Annotated in this window: 13 protein-coding genes and 1 riboswitch; of the genes, 4 read left to right on the forward strand and 9 right to left on the reverse strand. The window is 43.0% G+C overall.

Annotated features, from left to right (window positions below):
• The 7 genes from ACO067_RS14020 to guaB all read right to left on the reverse strand — a co-directional run bounded on the left by ACO067_RS14020 (position 1) and on the right by guaB (position 7,519).
• Entirely contained in the window at positions 1-966 is a 966-nt protein-coding gene (locus ACO067_RS14020; RefSeq protein ID WP_421874994.1) for an AAA family ATPase, read from the reverse strand.
• A gap of 11 nt (positions 967-977) precedes the next feature.
• Positions 978-2,327: a foldase protein PrsA gene (locus ACO067_RS14025; RefSeq protein ID WP_421874996.1), complete on the reverse strand. Its 1,350-nt coding sequence runs from the start codon at positions 2,325-2,327 to the stop codon at positions 978-980.
• Positions 2,281-3,135 (reverse strand): peptidyl-prolyl cis-trans isomerase, encoded by an 855-nt coding sequence (locus ACO067_RS14030; protein ID WP_421874998.1) that lies wholly within the window; start codon positions 3,133-3,135, stop codon positions 2,281-2,283. The genes ACO067_RS14025 and ACO067_RS14030 overlap by 47 nt, the downstream gene beginning before the upstream one ends.
• Positions 3,132-3,548: an ATP-binding protein gene (locus ACO067_RS14035; protein WP_421875000.1), complete on the reverse strand. Its 417-nt coding sequence runs from the start codon at positions 3,546-3,548 to the stop codon at positions 3,132-3,134. Before ACO067_RS14035 ends, ACO067_RS14030 begins: the two co-directional genes overlap by 4 nt.
• Positions 3,538-3,879, reverse strand: coding sequence for an STAS domain-containing protein (locus ACO067_RS14040; RefSeq protein ID WP_421875002.1), 342 nt, complete (start codon positions 3,877-3,879; stop codon positions 3,538-3,540). The genes ACO067_RS14035 and ACO067_RS14040 overlap by 11 nt, the downstream gene beginning before the upstream one ends.
• Before the next feature lie 5 nt (positions 3,880-3,884).
• Entirely contained in the window at positions 3,885-5,933 is a 2,049-nt protein-coding gene (locus ACO067_RS14045; protein ID WP_421875004.1) for a SpoIIE family protein phosphatase, read from the reverse strand.
• A 119-nt stretch (positions 5,934-6,052) separates the two neighbouring features.
• Positions 6,053-7,519: an IMP dehydrogenase gene (guaB, locus tag ACO067_RS14050; protein WP_421875006.1), complete on the reverse strand. Its 1,467-nt coding sequence runs from the start codon at positions 7,517-7,519 to the stop codon at positions 6,053-6,055.
• An 87-nt stretch (positions 7,520-7,606) separates the two neighbouring features.
• Here guaB and pnuC point away from each other — a divergent pair, with 87 nt between their 5' ends.
• From pnuC to ACO067_RS14065, 3 genes are all read left to right on the forward strand, one after another.
• Entirely contained in the window at positions 7,607-8,215 is a 609-nt protein-coding gene (pnuC, locus tag ACO067_RS14055) for a nicotinamide riboside transporter PnuC (protein ID WP_421875008.1), read from the forward strand.
• On the forward strand, positions 8,208-8,726 hold the full coding sequence (locus tag ACO067_RS14060) for an AAA family ATPase (RefSeq protein ID WP_421875010.1): 519 nt from the start codon (positions 8,208-8,210) through the stop codon (positions 8,724-8,726). The genes pnuC and ACO067_RS14060 overlap by 8 nt, the downstream gene beginning before the upstream one ends.
• A gap of 15 nt (positions 8,727-8,741) precedes the next feature.
• A riboswitch (TPP riboswitch) is annotated at positions 8,742-8,851 on the forward strand.
• Positions 8,852-8,915: 64 nt separating this feature from the next.
• Positions 8,916-11,378, forward strand: coding sequence for a TonB-dependent receptor (locus ACO067_RS14065; protein ID WP_421875012.1), 2,463 nt, complete (start codon positions 8,916-8,918; stop codon positions 11,376-11,378).
• 203 nt (positions 11,379-11,581) lie between these two features.
• Here the strand turns inward: ACO067_RS14065 and ACO067_RS14070 are convergent, their stop codons facing one another.
• Complete coding sequence (locus ACO067_RS14070; RefSeq protein WP_421875014.1) at positions 11,582-12,157, reverse strand: DUF4136 domain-containing protein; 576 nt, start codon at positions 12,155-12,157, stop codon at positions 11,582-11,584.
• 86 nt (positions 12,158-12,243) lie between these two features.
• Here ACO067_RS14070 and ACO067_RS14075 point away from each other — a divergent pair, with 86 nt between their 5' ends.
• A complete protein-coding gene (locus ACO067_RS14075; RefSeq protein ID WP_421875016.1) occupies positions 12,244-12,870 on the forward strand; it encodes a hypothetical protein in 627 nt (208 codons plus the stop codon).
• On the opposite strand, the gene ACO067_RS14080 is transcribed toward ACO067_RS14075, so the two are convergent.
• Positions 12,871-14,703 carry a YfbK domain-containing protein gene (locus ACO067_RS14080; protein ID WP_421875018.1) on the reverse strand — a complete coding sequence of 611 codons (1,833 nt, stop codon included), beginning with the start codon at positions 14,701-14,703 and terminating at the stop codon, positions 12,871-12,873. It lies immediately after the preceding gene.
• Positions 14,704-14,781: the final 78 nt, after the last annotated feature.

Genomic DNA, 14,781 nt, shown 5'->3' on the forward strand with positions numbered 1-14,781 from the left:
TTATAGCAGACTCTCAATCAATAGTTCTTCCGTTTTACCTTCAGCTTCAGCTTTGAAATTGCGCACAATACGGTGACGAAGTATTGGTTTGGCTACTTCCTTGACGTCTTCGATATCTGGTGAGAACTTCCCTTTGAGCAAAGCATTGCATTTAGCGGCAAGCACCAGGAATTGACTGGCTCTTGGACCTGCTCCCCATTCCAGGTACTCATTGGACGTTTCCGCAGCATGTTGAGTAAATGGTCTTGTCTTGTGAACCAGTTTGACGATGTATTCAAACACATTGTCAGGAACCGGTACTTTTTTGACGAGTGCCTGGTATTTCAGGATGTCTTCCTTAGAAATGATTTCACCAATCTCAGTAGTATCCCCACTTGTTGTTTGTTTCACAATGTTGAGCTCTTCTTCCAGACTCGGATATTCCAGCTTGATCATGAACATAAAACGGTCTAGCTGAGCTTCTGGAAGCGGATAAGTACCTTCTTGTTCTATTGGGTTTTGGGTGGCCAATACAAAAAATGGCTTGTCCAATACATAATTCTTACCTCCTGTAGTCACAGCGCCTTCTTGCATGGCTTCTAGCAATGCAGATTGTGTTTTTGGTGGAGTTCTGTTAATCTCATCTGCCAGAATCACATTGGCGAAGATGGGACCTTTGATGAAACGGAAATTACGTTCCTGATCGAGTGTTTCAGCTCCTAGCACATCAGATGGCATCAAATCGGGGGTGAACTGAATGCGGTTAAATTGGAGACCAAGTGCATTGGTCATGGTATGGACAAGCAGGGTTTTCGCCAAGCCGGGAACACCCACCAGTAGCGCGTGACCTCCACAGAAGATCGAGGTGATCAGGAGTTTTACCGTTTCTTTTTGTCCTACGACAACTTTGCTTATTTCCTTCTCAAGCTTATCATAGGCAGCACTCAGTTCTTTTGCTACCTCAACTTCATTGTCAATTTCCGCCATTCAGTATCTTGTTATAGCTGTAATAGGTTACAATTATCATATTCAGGATCAATCTCAATATAGACGTTGTCCCTGGCATCATCAAACCACTCAGATAATATCTTGTTTTGTTTATTGTTTAGTGCTGCAGTTGCAATTTTCTGGTAATCATCACTCAAGTTGGCTTGATGGGGTGCCACTCTGTTTTTATAGTACAGGATTCTAAATGCATTGGAGCCGTCCGCTTGCTGGAATTCGATAGGCTTGGTAATGGTGCCAATTTGCATGGTGTCTAGTGTGAAGAAGATGGTTGGGTCTAGCTGCTCTACCGATACTCGGTTGGATTCATTTGGGTCTAGAAAATAACCTCCGTTAGAAGAAGTTAGCTGATCATCAGAATACTCTTTGGCAGCTTTTTCAAAACTGATGCTATCCGCCAGAATGACCGTTCGGAGGCTGTCCAGGTACAGCTCTGCCTTTTCCACATCTCTGGCAGATGGCTTAGGACTAATTAGTATGTGTCTTGATTTAAAGGTGTTTCCTCGCTTTTGCTGGAGCTCAATCAAGTGGTATCCAAATTGTGTTTCAATGGGCATGGAAAGCTCACCTTCGTCCAGGGTCATGGCAGTAGCTTCAAATTCAGGAGCCAGATCTCCGCGTTTGTAGAAGGGGAGCTCACCGCCTCTTGCCGCCGAGCCCGGGTCTTCCGAATATTCCCTTGCCAAGTCCGCAAAAGACTCACCTCTAAGAATCCGTCCTCTGATCTCATACATCAATTTGCGAACCTCTTCTTTCTGTTTCTTGCCGGGAGTTGGAGCCTTTACGATTTGTCCGACAGTTACCTCGGTGGAGAAGAACGGTAAGCTGTCTCTTGGGATCGTTTTGAAGAATTTTTTCACTTCCGCTGGAGATACCTTCAGATCTGAAATAATGGTTTCCTGCATTCGCTGAATGGTCAGCTGCTCCTTGATATCGTCGAAGATCTCATTTTGGATTTGCTCCATGGACTTGCCATAGTATTTTTCCAATTCTTCTTCAGAGCCTACTTGTGAGATCATGTAATCCATTCTTCTGGACAAGCTGGACTGCACCTCAATATCAGAAACCTCAACGGAATCAATTTGAGCTTTTGCCACCAGCATCTTGTTGACCACCAGTTGCTCTAAAATCTGGCATTTGGCATTCGAACCGCGAAACTGACCTTTGGACAGGTATTCCAGATAGGCTCTTTCCAGATCCGATTTCAGCACTATGTAATCGTCAATTTTAGCGATGATTTTATCAACCACTACTTCCTGACTGTTTACACTCAGGCTTGCGATTAATAATAAGAAACTAATTGCTGTATATCTCAAACTCGTTGTTCTTTTCTGCTTCCTCATAAATTTTTGCTTCTAGCTCTTTCTTCAGCGCAAGTTTTCTTTTGTTGATAATGATCGTTTCTATGTCTTCTCGTATGAACTCTAACGGAGAGATCTCATCTGAAATTTTGTAGTCAAATATTTTAAGAAAGTAAATGTAGTTGTCATCAGACGTCTCTGAATACGTATTCTTAGATAGAAATTGATTTTTATCCTGAAGCGTTCCGAGTGGAGTTCCTAAGATCAAGTCGTCAAATATGATCCATGTGGTGTCTTCCATAAACGATTTTGTGGCAAATTGTGCCACATAAGACATTAGATCCTCCAGGTTTCCATCAGGGTATGCTCTGAAATTTCGTCTAAACTGACTGAGATTTGGGGCGTCTTTCGGGGTTTGTACAAACAAGCATTTCAGGATGTTTTGCTTCAACAAAAAGTTATCCGATTTATTCTTATAGTACGATTCTATGTCTTCCGGCCCAACCACCCGGTTGAGGTTTTCATCTATGTACTTCTTCTCGAAAGAGTGAACCATCAGGGCATATCTGTAATCTAAAACCTTTCGCTCGATTTCCGCTTCATTGAAATCTATGGCCTGAGATGATCGTGAGATCATGAGCTGTTTTTTAACCCAGTCCTCCACATACTTAGCCACAATTTTGGTGCTATCCGCATTGGAGGTATTGGGTGCCACCAGACCTTCCAGGTCCGAGCTGTAAAGGTAGCTTTCCATGGCCTTGGCAATAGGAGGCTCATTGGTCACTTCCTTAGGTTTAAAGAACTCACAGGCTGCGAGAACAGCAAGCAGTGCAACCCACCAATATCTCATTTTTCTAGATTTTTGGTCAATCTGCAAATATTATAATTCTTCTCGGTAGAGAACTCAATTTTGTCCATTATTCTCTTGACCAGAATCAGCCCTACTCCACCTTTGCGACCAGAGGTGATGATTTCATTCATTGAGGGTTCCTGATAGCTATTCATATCAAAACTGACGCCTCTGTCTTTTATGGTGAATGTGATTTTTTCTGAAGCTTTCACATCCACGATTACATCAATTTTTTTGGTCGGATTGCATTGATTGGAATGAATGATCAGGTTAGCGCATACTTCATCCACGGCCAGTACCAATTTGTGGGTCTCCACTTCGGTAAGTGGTGTAGCGTTGAGCATTTCCGCCACAAACTGACGGATACGCATCAGGTTCACTTTGCTGCACGATATGGTGAGCTTATGCTTCATTCAGGCACTCCAGAGCTTCAGTTTTATTGGATTTAATATTCATTAAGTGTTGTAAGCCGAGAATCTCAAAAACTTCCAAAACCTTATCTTTCAGGCTGAAAATGACCAACTTGACCTCATTTTTTTTAAGCTCTTCCAGGTAGCTGATAAATACGCCAAGCCCGGCGGAAGAGATGTATTCCAGGTGCTCCAGGTCTATCAGTATTTGAGAAGACTCTGCTGCAGCCGTTTTCAAGGCATTGTCTAATTCTATGGACGAACTGGCATCAATCTCTCCATAAACCTGGATCAGCTGATAGTCATTTTCCTTACTTGTTTCTATTCTAACCATAATCATTACTTAAACCTGACGATGGTTAAACTGTAATCATCGTCGAGTTTATTTCCATTCAAAAATTTCATTAGGTCGTTGATAATGCCATTTTTCATTTCTTCCAGTGGCTCATCAACGTGGTTGAGCAGTGAGGGTTCCAAGCCTTCTAGTCCGAACTGCTGATTGTCGGCGTTTTTGGCTTCTACTATACCATCGGTGTATAGCAGAAGCAAATCTCCCGGCTTATAAGAGATTGTATGTTCTTCAACGTACTGGTTATATTCAGAGTTTCTCAGAATGCCTAAACCCAGACCATTATTCTCTAAACGACAGATTTTCTTAGATGAAGCGGAATAAAAAAGCCCTGGGCAATGTCCTGCTCGCACATAAGCCATGGAATTGTCATGCGTATTGATCCGAAAATACATGGCTGTAATGAAGGAAGATTTTTCCAGGCAGCGGCTCATAGCGGCGTTGGCCTGTATGATGAACTCGCTTGGGTTTTCGTCCTTTTGGGCAAGGCTATGAAATATGCCGCGCATCTGTGCCATGTTGAACGCTGCTGAAGTACCCTTGCCGGACACATCACCTATGATCAGGTTGAAGATGCCTTCGTTTGGTTCCAACACATCATAGTAGTCTCCACCTACCTCATCGGCCGCCATACTGAATCCCAAAATATCGAATCGATCGTTGTGCTGCATCTCAGAGGGCAACAGGCTTTTCTGTACGCTTTTGGCAATTTTCAATTCCTCTTTGTAGCGTTCCGTTTCGATTGCCTCTTGAATCAACTGGAAGTTCTCAAGGGAAATACTTGCCTGATTGACGAACGTAGAAATGATGTCTACCATTTCTCTGTTAAAAGCATCGCTTACTTCCTGTAGCAACACAAGGGCACCAGTCTGCTGGTTTTGGATCATCACCGGGACAGCAATAATGGATTTGAAATCCGGGTAATTTAATGAGCCAATCACCCGACTGGAAGCATATTCTCCATTGAACTGATAGTTGAGAATATTTCGGATGTGCTCTTGTTTTACGCTGTGTTTGATGTCCTGAACAGTAGGGTCAGTAATGCCACGAGTAATCAAAATCGGATCTTGACCCTGGCGAATTTCCAACCAGGCAGCATCAGCAAATACCGCACTCATGGAGCTCTCTAGTAGGATGTCATAAGTCTGCTCTGCATTTTGTCCGGCAGGAATGGATTGGCTCAGTTTTTGAAAATCAATTGCTTCCTGGAGTTTGCGTTCGAATACACTGGAGGTCGGGAGGTTAAAGAGTGTGACGAGTACCGAGATGCCTGCATATAAAATGATAAAAACAAAAAGGGATACGATAAATACGCGATCCAGCAAGTTGATGCTAAGCAATCCGGTTTCGGCCAGATTGAGTAAGTTGATCAGAAAGTGAAAAACGTAGATTCCTGATAGCAGAATGAAAAGAATACTCTTCCACTTCTGTTTGAAGTTCAAATATGCGATCCACTTCAGGTTGAAGGATAGTACCAAAGCGAAAATGCACAGAAAAATCAACGCTGTGTTGAAATTAATGCTCATGAACTCATACCCAAACCAGTCAAAGAGTAAGCTCGCAAAAAGGGAATACTCGAATATGGTCCAGAGTTGAATAAGACTCTTGGATTTTTGATACAGTATCAGTCGTTTCCAAACCACAAATGTGGAAACCAGATAAATGACCACCAGCCCAATAAGAATATTGTAAAGGAAGTTGATGGTCAGGGCATTTTCAGTAATGGTACTATTGCCAAAGACAAAGAAGAACCCTCGAATCAGTAAGGAGCCGATGGTGGTGACCAGTCCGGTGATAAAGACTCTCCAAAGCAGGTCTATGAAATTGACGCTATCGGCTTTGGTGATCGTATACCGATAGAAGAACAAGGTGCTAACCACCAAGGTAGTCAAAAATACCTGAGGCAATACCTCGGAGAGGTTTACATTTAGTTGATACTTTTCTACAAATAGTAGGTACAGATCAAAAAATGTAAACAACAACCAGGACAGTATTCCTGTGAGTAGACTTAGCCTTATTTTGAGTTTGTTGGTTAGCATTCGAAACAGTACAAAAATACGGGCTTCCCGGTAATAAAAAAGCCATACTGACAGTATCGTCAGTATGGCTTTTGCCTTTTAACCCAAATTAACATTCCAGTCAGTAGGGTTGAGAATGCTTATCTACGGCTGTAGTTTGGAGCTTCTCTGGTGATGTTGATATCGTGCGGGTGAGATTCTGCCACACCTGCCGCTGTTATTTTTACGAATTTGGCATCATGTAGCGCCTCAACAGTGCCTGCACCACAGTATCCCATTCCTGCTTTTAGTCCACCTACGAGCTGGTAAAGGACCTCAGCTACCATTCCTTTGTAAGGAACTCGTCCCACGATTCCTTCAGGGACTAATTTCTTAATGTCATCTTCAGCATCCTGGAAATAACGATCTTTCGAACCTTCTTCCATGGCTTCTACGGAGCCCATACCACGGTAGGTTTTGAACTTTCGACCTTCATAGATGATCATTTCTCCCGGTGCCTCATCGGTTCCTGCAAGTAGTGAACCGATCATTACGCTGCTAGCTCCACCAGCTATCGCCTTGACCAAGTCTCCTGAAAACCGAATACCTCCATCTGCGACAATTGGGATTTTGCCTTTCACAGCTTTGGCTGCTTCATATACTGCGGACAGTTGAGGTACCCCAACTCCAGCTACCACACGAGTGGTACAGATACTTCCTGGACCTACACCTACTTTAATAGCGTCAGCACCAGCTTCCATTAAGGCCTCCGCAGCTTCTCTTGTAGCAATATTTCCTACAATCAGCTCGAGATCCGGGAATTGCTTCTTCATATTTTTGGCTGCATCAATCACCCCTTTGGAGTGGCCATGAGCAGTATCAATACTTACCACATCCACTCCGGCGTTGATCAGTGCCTGGATTCGATCACTAATGTCTGGTGTGACACCAACAGCCGCACCTACACGCAATCGTCCATATTCATCTTTGCAGGCATTCGGCCGATCTTTGTTTTTCAGAATATCTTTGTACGTGATCAGTCCTGTGAGTTTGCCATCCTTGTCGACGATCGGAAGTTTCTCTATTTTGTACTCCTGCAGGATCTCTTCAGCCTCTTTCAGCCCTACCTCTACCTCAGCAGTAATGAGGTTTTCTTTGGTCATGATTTCGCTGATAGGCCGTTTCATGTTTTTCTGAAAGCGCAGATCCCTATTGGTGATGATCCCAATGAGTTTTTTATGACTGTCAACTACTGGAATCCCACCGATTTTATGCTCACGCATGATTTTCTCAGCATCTCCTGCCACACTGTCATGAGCTAGTGTGATTGGATCCAAAATCATCCCACTTTGAGATCTTTTTACTTTACGCACCTGCGCGGCTTGTTTTTCTACCGGCATGTTTTTGTGAATAAAACCCAATCCACCCTCCAAAGCCATAGCAATAGCCAGGTTAGCCTCAGTTACTGTGTCCATGGCAGCAGAAACCAAAGGGATGTTCAGAGAAATATTTCGCGTGATTTTGGTGGTTGTATCGGTGTCTCGTGGGAGCACTTCTGAATAACCGGGAAGCAGCAGTACATCGTCGTAAGTAAGTGCTTCAAAGAGAAATTTGTCGTCGAAATTCATGCAAATAATATTTGTTATTATTTGCCGGGCAAAATTAACTAGTCCTGATAAGATTGTAAAACTAAAAGTGATTTATAATTTCACGGCATGAACGAATTCTTCTCTTTGGTACTGGAGCAATTTTATGAAACCACTTGGCTGGAGGCTTTGGCCGTCGTTTTCGGCTTGTTGAGTGTTTGGTATTCCAAGCAAGAAAACATTTTGGTGTACCCGACTGGGATTGTCTCTGTATTGATCTACGTCTATCTGTGTTTTGAATACAAGCTATATGCAGACATGGGCATCAACGCCTATTATTTTGTGATGAGCGTTTATGGATGGTACAACTGGGTGCATACAAAAGATGCCTCCAGGCAGCAGATACCTGTTTCCTGGAACAGCCGGAGCGAAAATCATTTGAGCATATTGTTGTTAATCTGTTCCTTTTTACTGATTCGCTATGTACTGATTGCCTACACAGATAGTGACGTGCCCAATTGGGATGCGGTGACGACTTCTTTTGCACTGGTGGGAATGTGGCTGATGGCCAAGAAGAAAGTAGAGAACTGGATAGCCTGGATCATCACTGATATTATCTCGGTACCACTTTATTTGTACAAAGGGTTGCCATTCACAGCTATACAGTTTTTGATCTTTACTGGACTGGCGTTTTGGGGCTTTTTTGCATGGAAGAAATCATACGAAAACAATGACTAAGCGAATAGCGATAATCGGACCTGAGTCAACAGGAAAAAGCGAGTTGTGCCAACACCTGGCGAGGATTTATGAAACGGAGTGGGTGCCAGAATACGCTCGATTCTACCTGGATAGACTGGATCGGCCATATGATAAGGAAGATTTGCTCGCCATTGCTCAGGGTCAGATGGCATGGGAGGATGATAAGGCCGAGGAGGCTGGAGAATATCTTTTTTGTGATACCAATCTGATTGTCATGAAGGTATGGAGCGACCACAAATATGGGGATACCGATCCATGGATATTGGAAGAGCTGGCTAACCGAAAATACGATTTCTATATACTTGGAAACATTGATTTGATCTGGCGGCCAGATCCTCAACGTGAACACCCAAAACTTAGAAAGCATTTTTTTGACATCTATGAAAACTACCTCAAAGAGCATGATCTGCCATATGGTATCGCATCAGGCATTGAGGACATGCGGGTTAAATCCGCCAGAGATCTGCTAGAGGATTTTTTCAGCCGATAGTTTTCTTCTACTTTTGCAACCATTAAGGGGTGCCTTACACGAGCAATTTGCTCTAACGGGCTGAGATCATACCCATTGACCTGATCCGGTTAGTACCGGCGTAGGGATTGGACCAAATGAGGTCCGTGTATGATAACCAGTAGGGGAGTTCCCCGCTTTCCGTATGGTTGAATTTGTTAATTAATAAACATGAAATTTGGAACAATGCTGATAGCAGTCATGCTGTCTGTATGTGCTTTGGGGCAATCCTCATTGCAGGGAAAAGTCACGAGTAAATCGGGAGAAGAATTAATTGGAGCCAATGTCTGGCTGGAAGGCACGAATAAAGCCAGTGCTACGGATGGAGATGGCAATTACATCATCTCCGGAATCACATCGGGTCAATACACCTTGAAAGTAACATATGTCGGTTATGAGTCCTACAGTGATCAGATTATAATAAATGAAGACCAATCATTGGATATTGCTCTTGCCGAGAGTGTGATTAAAGGTGAAGAGGTCATCGTATATGCCACGCGAGCCAACGACAATACACCTACCACATTCACGAATATTTCATCCAAAGAAATAGAGGAGCGTAACCTGGGCCAGGACATTCCATTTGTGCTACGGTACACACCATCCATGGTGGTGACATCTGATGCTGGGAATGGAGTTGGTTACACTGGGATTCGGATACGAGGTAGTGACCCTACCCGAATCAACGTCACAGTGAATGGCATTCCGCTCAATGATTCTGAGTCACATGGTGTTTTTTGGGTCAATATGCCAGATTTCACCTCTTCTGTAGATAATATCCAGATACAGCGAGGAGTAGGTACTTCTACCAATGGAGCCGCTGCTTTTGGAGCTTCGGTCAACTTACAAACGGATATGCCGTCTCAGGAGCCTTATGCCCGGATCAACTATAGTTTCGGTTCTTTTAATACCTGGCGTCATACGGTAGAACTCAATACTGGACTGATGAATGATCGATGGGCTTTTCAAGGGAGATTGTCTAAAATATCTTCTGATGGGTACATTGATCGGGCCGAATCAGATCTCCGGTCTTATTTCCTATCTGGTGGATACTATGGAGAAAAGACGACTATCAAGGCACTGACCTTTGCGGGAAAGGAAGTGACCTATCAGTCATGGTATGGTACACCAGGAGCCAAACTCTTTGGTGATGATGAAGACCTACAGGAGTTAATTGATTTTGGCGGAGAATACTCCACGCAGCAGCAAATCGACAACCTATACAACTCGGATAGAAGGTTCAACTACTATCTCTACGATCAGGAAGTGGACAACTATGGCCAGGATCACTATCAGTTACATTTAAGTCATACGTTTAGTCCAAGCTTTAATGCCACGGTTGCTCTCCATTATACGCATGGTGAAGGGTATTTTGAGCAATATCGAAATGAGGATGATTTTGCTGATTATGGATTGCAAGACTTGATAGTGGCAGATACCACTATTGCATCTACAGATCTCATTCGCAGACGTTGGTTGGACAATGACTTTTATGGAACGGTTTTTTCGGTGAACTATGCCGATAACGACTGGAACGTTACACTCGGAGGAGGGTGGAACTATTATGATGGAGATCATTTTGGAGAAATCATCTGGACAGAGTACGCCAGCAACTCACAAATTCGTGACAGGTACTATGACAACTATGGACGAAAGTCGGATTTTAACCTGTATGCCAAAGCAAACTATCAGCTAACTGAAAATCTAAATTTATTTGGTGATGTACAATTGAGAAGGATTAATTATAAAACCAAGGGAGTGGATAGTGATCTACGCAATATCGACACTGGAGGAGACTATACCTTCATCAATCCGAAGTTTGGTGGTACTTACATTATCAATGCCTATTCCAATGTTTACGCTTCATATGCGGTAGGTAACCGAGAGCCAGTAAGAAACGACTTTGTGGATGCGCCTAATAATGAAACTCCAGAACACGAAACCTTGAATAACATAGAGGTTGGTTATCGAAGAACTACTTCCACATCGTCTTTTTCGATCAACTACTATCTGATGGACTACCAAAATCAGCTGGTACTTACCGGCGCACTGAATGATGTGGGTTCAGGAATCCGTACGAATGTGGATGATAGCTACCGTATGGGAGTAGAGCTAGTTGGTGGTTTTCAACTATCAGAAAAGATTAATTTCGGAGGTAACCTAACCCTTAGCCAGAACAAGATTGCCAATTTCACGGAGGTGGTCTATGATTACGGTGCTGATTTTTCTGAGTACAACGTCATCACAATTGATCATAAGAACACGGACATTGCATTTTCACCAAGTGTAATAGCTGGTGGGCAGCTAGAGTTCCTGCCGATAAGTGGACTCAGTATACAATTGATGGGTAAATATGTAGGTCAACAATACCTGGATAATACCAGCAATAATGATCGGGCTATCGACTCTTACTTTGTCAGTGATGGATTGGTGAGTTATTCTACTGCACTAAAAGTAGTAAAAGAGCTATCGGTATCACTCATGGTGAATAACATTTTCAATAAGCTATACGAGTCCAATGGATATACCTGGGGGTACTTCTACGGGTATGATGAAGGTAATCTATACCAGCAAAACAATTACTATCCGCAAGCCGGGACCAATTTCTTGCTGTCATTAGCCGTGAAGCTTTAAAGGCCAATAAAAAAAGGCTGTCTCAAAAGCGGGCTCTTGTCATCCTGAACTGGTTCCGCATGGAATGTCAGGATCTAAAATGCATTGATATTCAATTACATAGATTCTGAAATAAACCTGTCTGCCAACAGGCAGGTTCAGAATGACACCAATTTCAGACTTTTGAGACAGCCTTTTTTGTAGTTTTTTATTCTTTTATCAGGCTACTGCTGATAGCTGGCTGCCAATAGACGGTATTGGTTGAGTATACTGCGTACTGCATATTTCACGTCTTTGCTGAAATAAGTTTTATCATCAAAGAGACCGCTGGCATATCCTTGCCAGATCACTCCATGACTTTTCCTATCGATAAAGTCGATAAGGAGCGTTCCTTCTTTCAGTTCATAATCCTTTGTATTGTATTTGGCTTCTTCAATGTATTCCAGGTTGCGTTCGTTCTCTGCTTTTTTAGCGAAAAACTGATCCCAACTCTCTAGCTCCATCTGATCATAGCCTTTGAACTTCATGTCATTGTCAAACACTTTGTAGGCCACATAGAGAGACGGTTTATTCGATAGTTTGTAACCTTGTGAGATCATTCTTCTCTCGATTTCATCACGAATCATATAATCACTCAACCCGTTAAAATTTACGGTGTCACCGATGTTTAGAAAGTTGAATGTATTGTATTGCTTGAATTTGCCACGGTAGGAGTAGTCATATTCCACCACAAAATCTCTTTCTGCCACACATCCCATCACAGAGAAGCCAATCAGAATTAAGGTTAATAATTTTTTCATCTTTTTTGCAAGTAATATTTCATTAAGACAGTGAGCTCCATCATCTTAGAGTCTTATAAGTTAACATTGAATTTCTACAAATCCGAATGTCTTCACATCATATAGTCCGAGATGAACAAGAACCTGCACTAATTGTGCATCAATTGGACTCATTTCCGACCGATACGCTGCATGCTCTTCTGGAGTGGTCGCCCACCGTGGTGGCATGTGAACCAGCCATCGACCGATTTACGAGTTTGGGGCATAAACTGGATGTGGTACTAATTGGTTTTCAGAATTTTAGCTTTTGGCAGGAGAAATTAAGTGCTCAGCAGCCTTTAAAAATTGTAACTACCCAAAATGGAGGATTTTTGATGACAGGGCTTACCATTTTGCAAAGAGATGGTCACAGTGCCGTCAATGTCATCACCAGCGAGGATACCTATCCTGAAGTGGTGGAGCTCGTAATGGATTGGATACAGATACTAGATGTGGTGGTCTTCACGCCCAGGAAAAGAATATTGATTGTCAGAACCGAGACATTTCGAAAATGGATTCCTAAGGGCACCGGAATAAAATTAGTCTGTTTATCAGGTGAGTGTGATTGGAGGTTGGACGCGAGAGGCCAGGAGATAAACTCTAAACTCGAAGAGCTTACCTTCACCAAACAAGAAGAGGGAGACCTGATCATCCAAAGTAACCGGCCTCCCTTCCTTGTCATTGAGGAATTATAACTATTGTGTCAGGTGACTGGCTATATCTACCAGCTTGACGAACTCACCTCGATATCCGTATTCATCGTCACCTGCTGCGTTTTTTGCCATGGTCAGTACCGAATCAAATGTAAGATCTCCTTTGAATTCTGAATCTCTTAGCAACATCCCAAATGCAGCTACAGAAGCAGCCCAGTTGAGGTTTTCATCATTGTCCATGCGGTTATCGTTGGCTATGGTTTTAGTGATTAGTTTACTCTTGGTGCCATCAGGTTCCTTGTATCTAAACTTCACCGTCAACAACTCATCCGCATTGCCATGAGTGGTTGTATTTTGATACTTCAGTGGGTCTATGTCTTTTGCTAACTCACTTTTTACGCCTACTGGGATAACCTCGTAGAGTGCAGTTACCGTGTGGCCACTTCCAAGTTCTCCTGCGTCTTTTTTGTCATCATTGAAGTCTTCATCATTGAGTTTTCTATTTTCATATCCTATCAATCTGTAAGCCTGGACGGCATTTGGATTAAACTCTACCTGGATTTTGACATCTTTGGCAATGGTAAAGAGTGTGCCACCAAACTCAGTCACCAGCACCTTTTTCGCTTCCATGATATTGTCGATGTAGGCATAATTGCCATTCCCTTTGTCGGCTAGCGTTTCCATTTTGGAGTCTTTGTAGTTACCCATCCCAAATCCAAGGACTGTAAGGAAGACACCACTTTCTCTTTTTTCTTCGATTAGTCGCTGCATCTCGCCGTTGCTGGAAGCGCCCACGTTAAAATCACCATCTGTAGCCAGGATCACGCGATTATTTCCGCCTTCAATGAATTGCTCCTCCGCTACTTTATAGGCTAGTTGGATGCCTGCACCGCCGGCAGTAGAGCCACCAGCTTGTAGCTTTTCAATAGCCTCAAGTATCGCTTTTTTGTCATTGCCATCAGTTGGAGGAAGTACCAATCCTGCGGCTCCAGCATAAACGACTATGGAGATTTTGTCTTCTGCTCGAAGCTCATTTGTTAGCATTTTGATAGAAGACTTAAGCAGAGGCAGCTTGTTCGGTGCATTCATACTGCCGCTTACGTCCAGGAGAAAAACCACGTTCGAGGCAGGCAATTCATCCATTTCCAACTTTTTTCCCTGTATCCCAATTTTTACCAGAAGGTGATCCTTATTCCATGGTGCTTTGGTTTTGGAAGTGTGTATCGCAAAAGGATCACTCCCTGTTGGGTTGTTATAGTCGTATTTGAAATAATTGATCATCTCTTCGATACGAACGGCATCTTTTGGAGGCATGGTGCCCATATTGAGGAATCGGCGCATGTTGCTGTAGGAGGCTGCGTCCACGTCTATGCTGAATGTCGATAGCGGCTTATCATGGCTGGTATGAAAGATGTTTTCTTCAATGGCATCATATTCTTCAGTGTTGTAAGCGGGTTCAAAGTGCTGGGTCATCATTAGGCCTGAACCTGCCACACGGGATACTGCACCTGTCATGGCAACTTTAGACATTTTTGGAGCATACTCTTCTTCCGCTATCATGTCCACCACCACTTCCTGGAGTTCCATTACCTCGGTTTGTAGGATTACGTCCATTTTTCGTTTGGTTCCTACCTTGATTTCTTTGGTTTTAAATCCAACATATGAATAAGACACTTTGCTCTTTTCATCCTTCACTTGAAGGGAGTAATGTCCATTTATATCTGTAAGCGTTCCATTGGTGGTGCTCATTTCTACAATGGTGACACCCGAAATTGCATTCCCTGAATCATCATACACTGTTCCGTAGATGTTGACTGTCTCGGCCTTTGCATTGAAAGCGACCAGTAGTGTGAATAGAAAAATTAGCTTTTGCATGTCGGTATCATTTTTGATTTGTATTGTTGAGATGTGATACCGAAGTGGATTCCATAAATTAGTCCGAAAAAAAATTAA

This window comes from Marinoscillum sp. (assembly GCF_965229915.1).
GTDB lineage: Bacteria > Bacteroidota > Bacteroidia > Cytophagales > Cyclobacteriaceae > Marinoscillum.

What these genes read in the sequence shown, in the direction of transcription:
- ACO067_RS14035 (WP_421875000.1), bottom strand. Translation starts at nt 3,548, where the DNA reads ATGAAGCATAAGCTCACCATATCGTGCAGCAAAGTGAACCTGATGCGT.
- pnuC (WP_421875008.1), top strand. Translation starts at nt 7,607, where the DNA reads ATGAACGAATTCTTCTCTTTGGTACTGGAGCAATTTTATGAAACCACT.
- ACO067_RS14020 (WP_421874994.1), bottom strand. Translation starts at nt 966, where the DNA reads ATGGCGGAAATTGACAATGAAGTTGAGGTAGCAAAAGAACTGAGTGCT.
- guaB (WP_421875006.1), bottom strand. Translation starts at nt 7,519, where the DNA reads ATGAATTTCGACGACAAATTTCTCTTTGAAGCACTTACTTACGACGAT.
- ACO067_RS14040 (WP_421875002.1), bottom strand. Translation starts at nt 3,879, where the DNA reads ATGGTTAGAATAGAAACAAGTAAGGAAAATGACTATCAGCTGATCCAG.
- ACO067_RS14080 (WP_421875018.1), bottom strand. Translation starts at nt 14,703, where the DNA reads ATGCAAAAGCTAATTTTTCTATTCACACTACTGGTCGCTTTCAATGCA.
- ACO067_RS14030 (WP_421874998.1), bottom strand. Translation starts at nt 3,135, where the DNA reads ATGAGATATTGGTGGGTTGCACTGCTTGCTGTTCTCGCAGCCTGTGAG.
- ACO067_RS14075 (WP_421875016.1), top strand. Translation starts at nt 12,244, where the DNA reads ATGTCTTCACATCATATAGTCCGAGATGAACAAGAACCTGCACTAATT.
- ACO067_RS14025 (WP_421874996.1), bottom strand. Translation starts at nt 2,327, where the DNA reads ATGAGGAAGCAGAAAAGAACAACGAGTTTGAGATATACAGCAATTAGT.
- ACO067_RS14065 (WP_421875012.1), top strand. Translation starts at nt 8,916, where the DNA reads ATGAAATTTGGAACAATGCTGATAGCAGTCATGCTGTCTGTATGTGCT.
- ACO067_RS14070 (WP_421875014.1), bottom strand. Translation starts at nt 12,157, where the DNA reads ATGAAAAAATTATTAACCTTAATTCTGATTGGCTTCTCTGTGATGGGA.
- ACO067_RS14060 (WP_421875010.1), top strand. Translation starts at nt 8,208, where the DNA reads ATGACTAAGCGAATAGCGATAATCGGACCTGAGTCAACAGGAAAAAGC.
- ACO067_RS14045 (WP_421875004.1), bottom strand. Translation starts at nt 5,933, where the DNA reads ATGCTAACCAACAAACTCAAAATAAGGCTAAGTCTACTCACAGGAATA.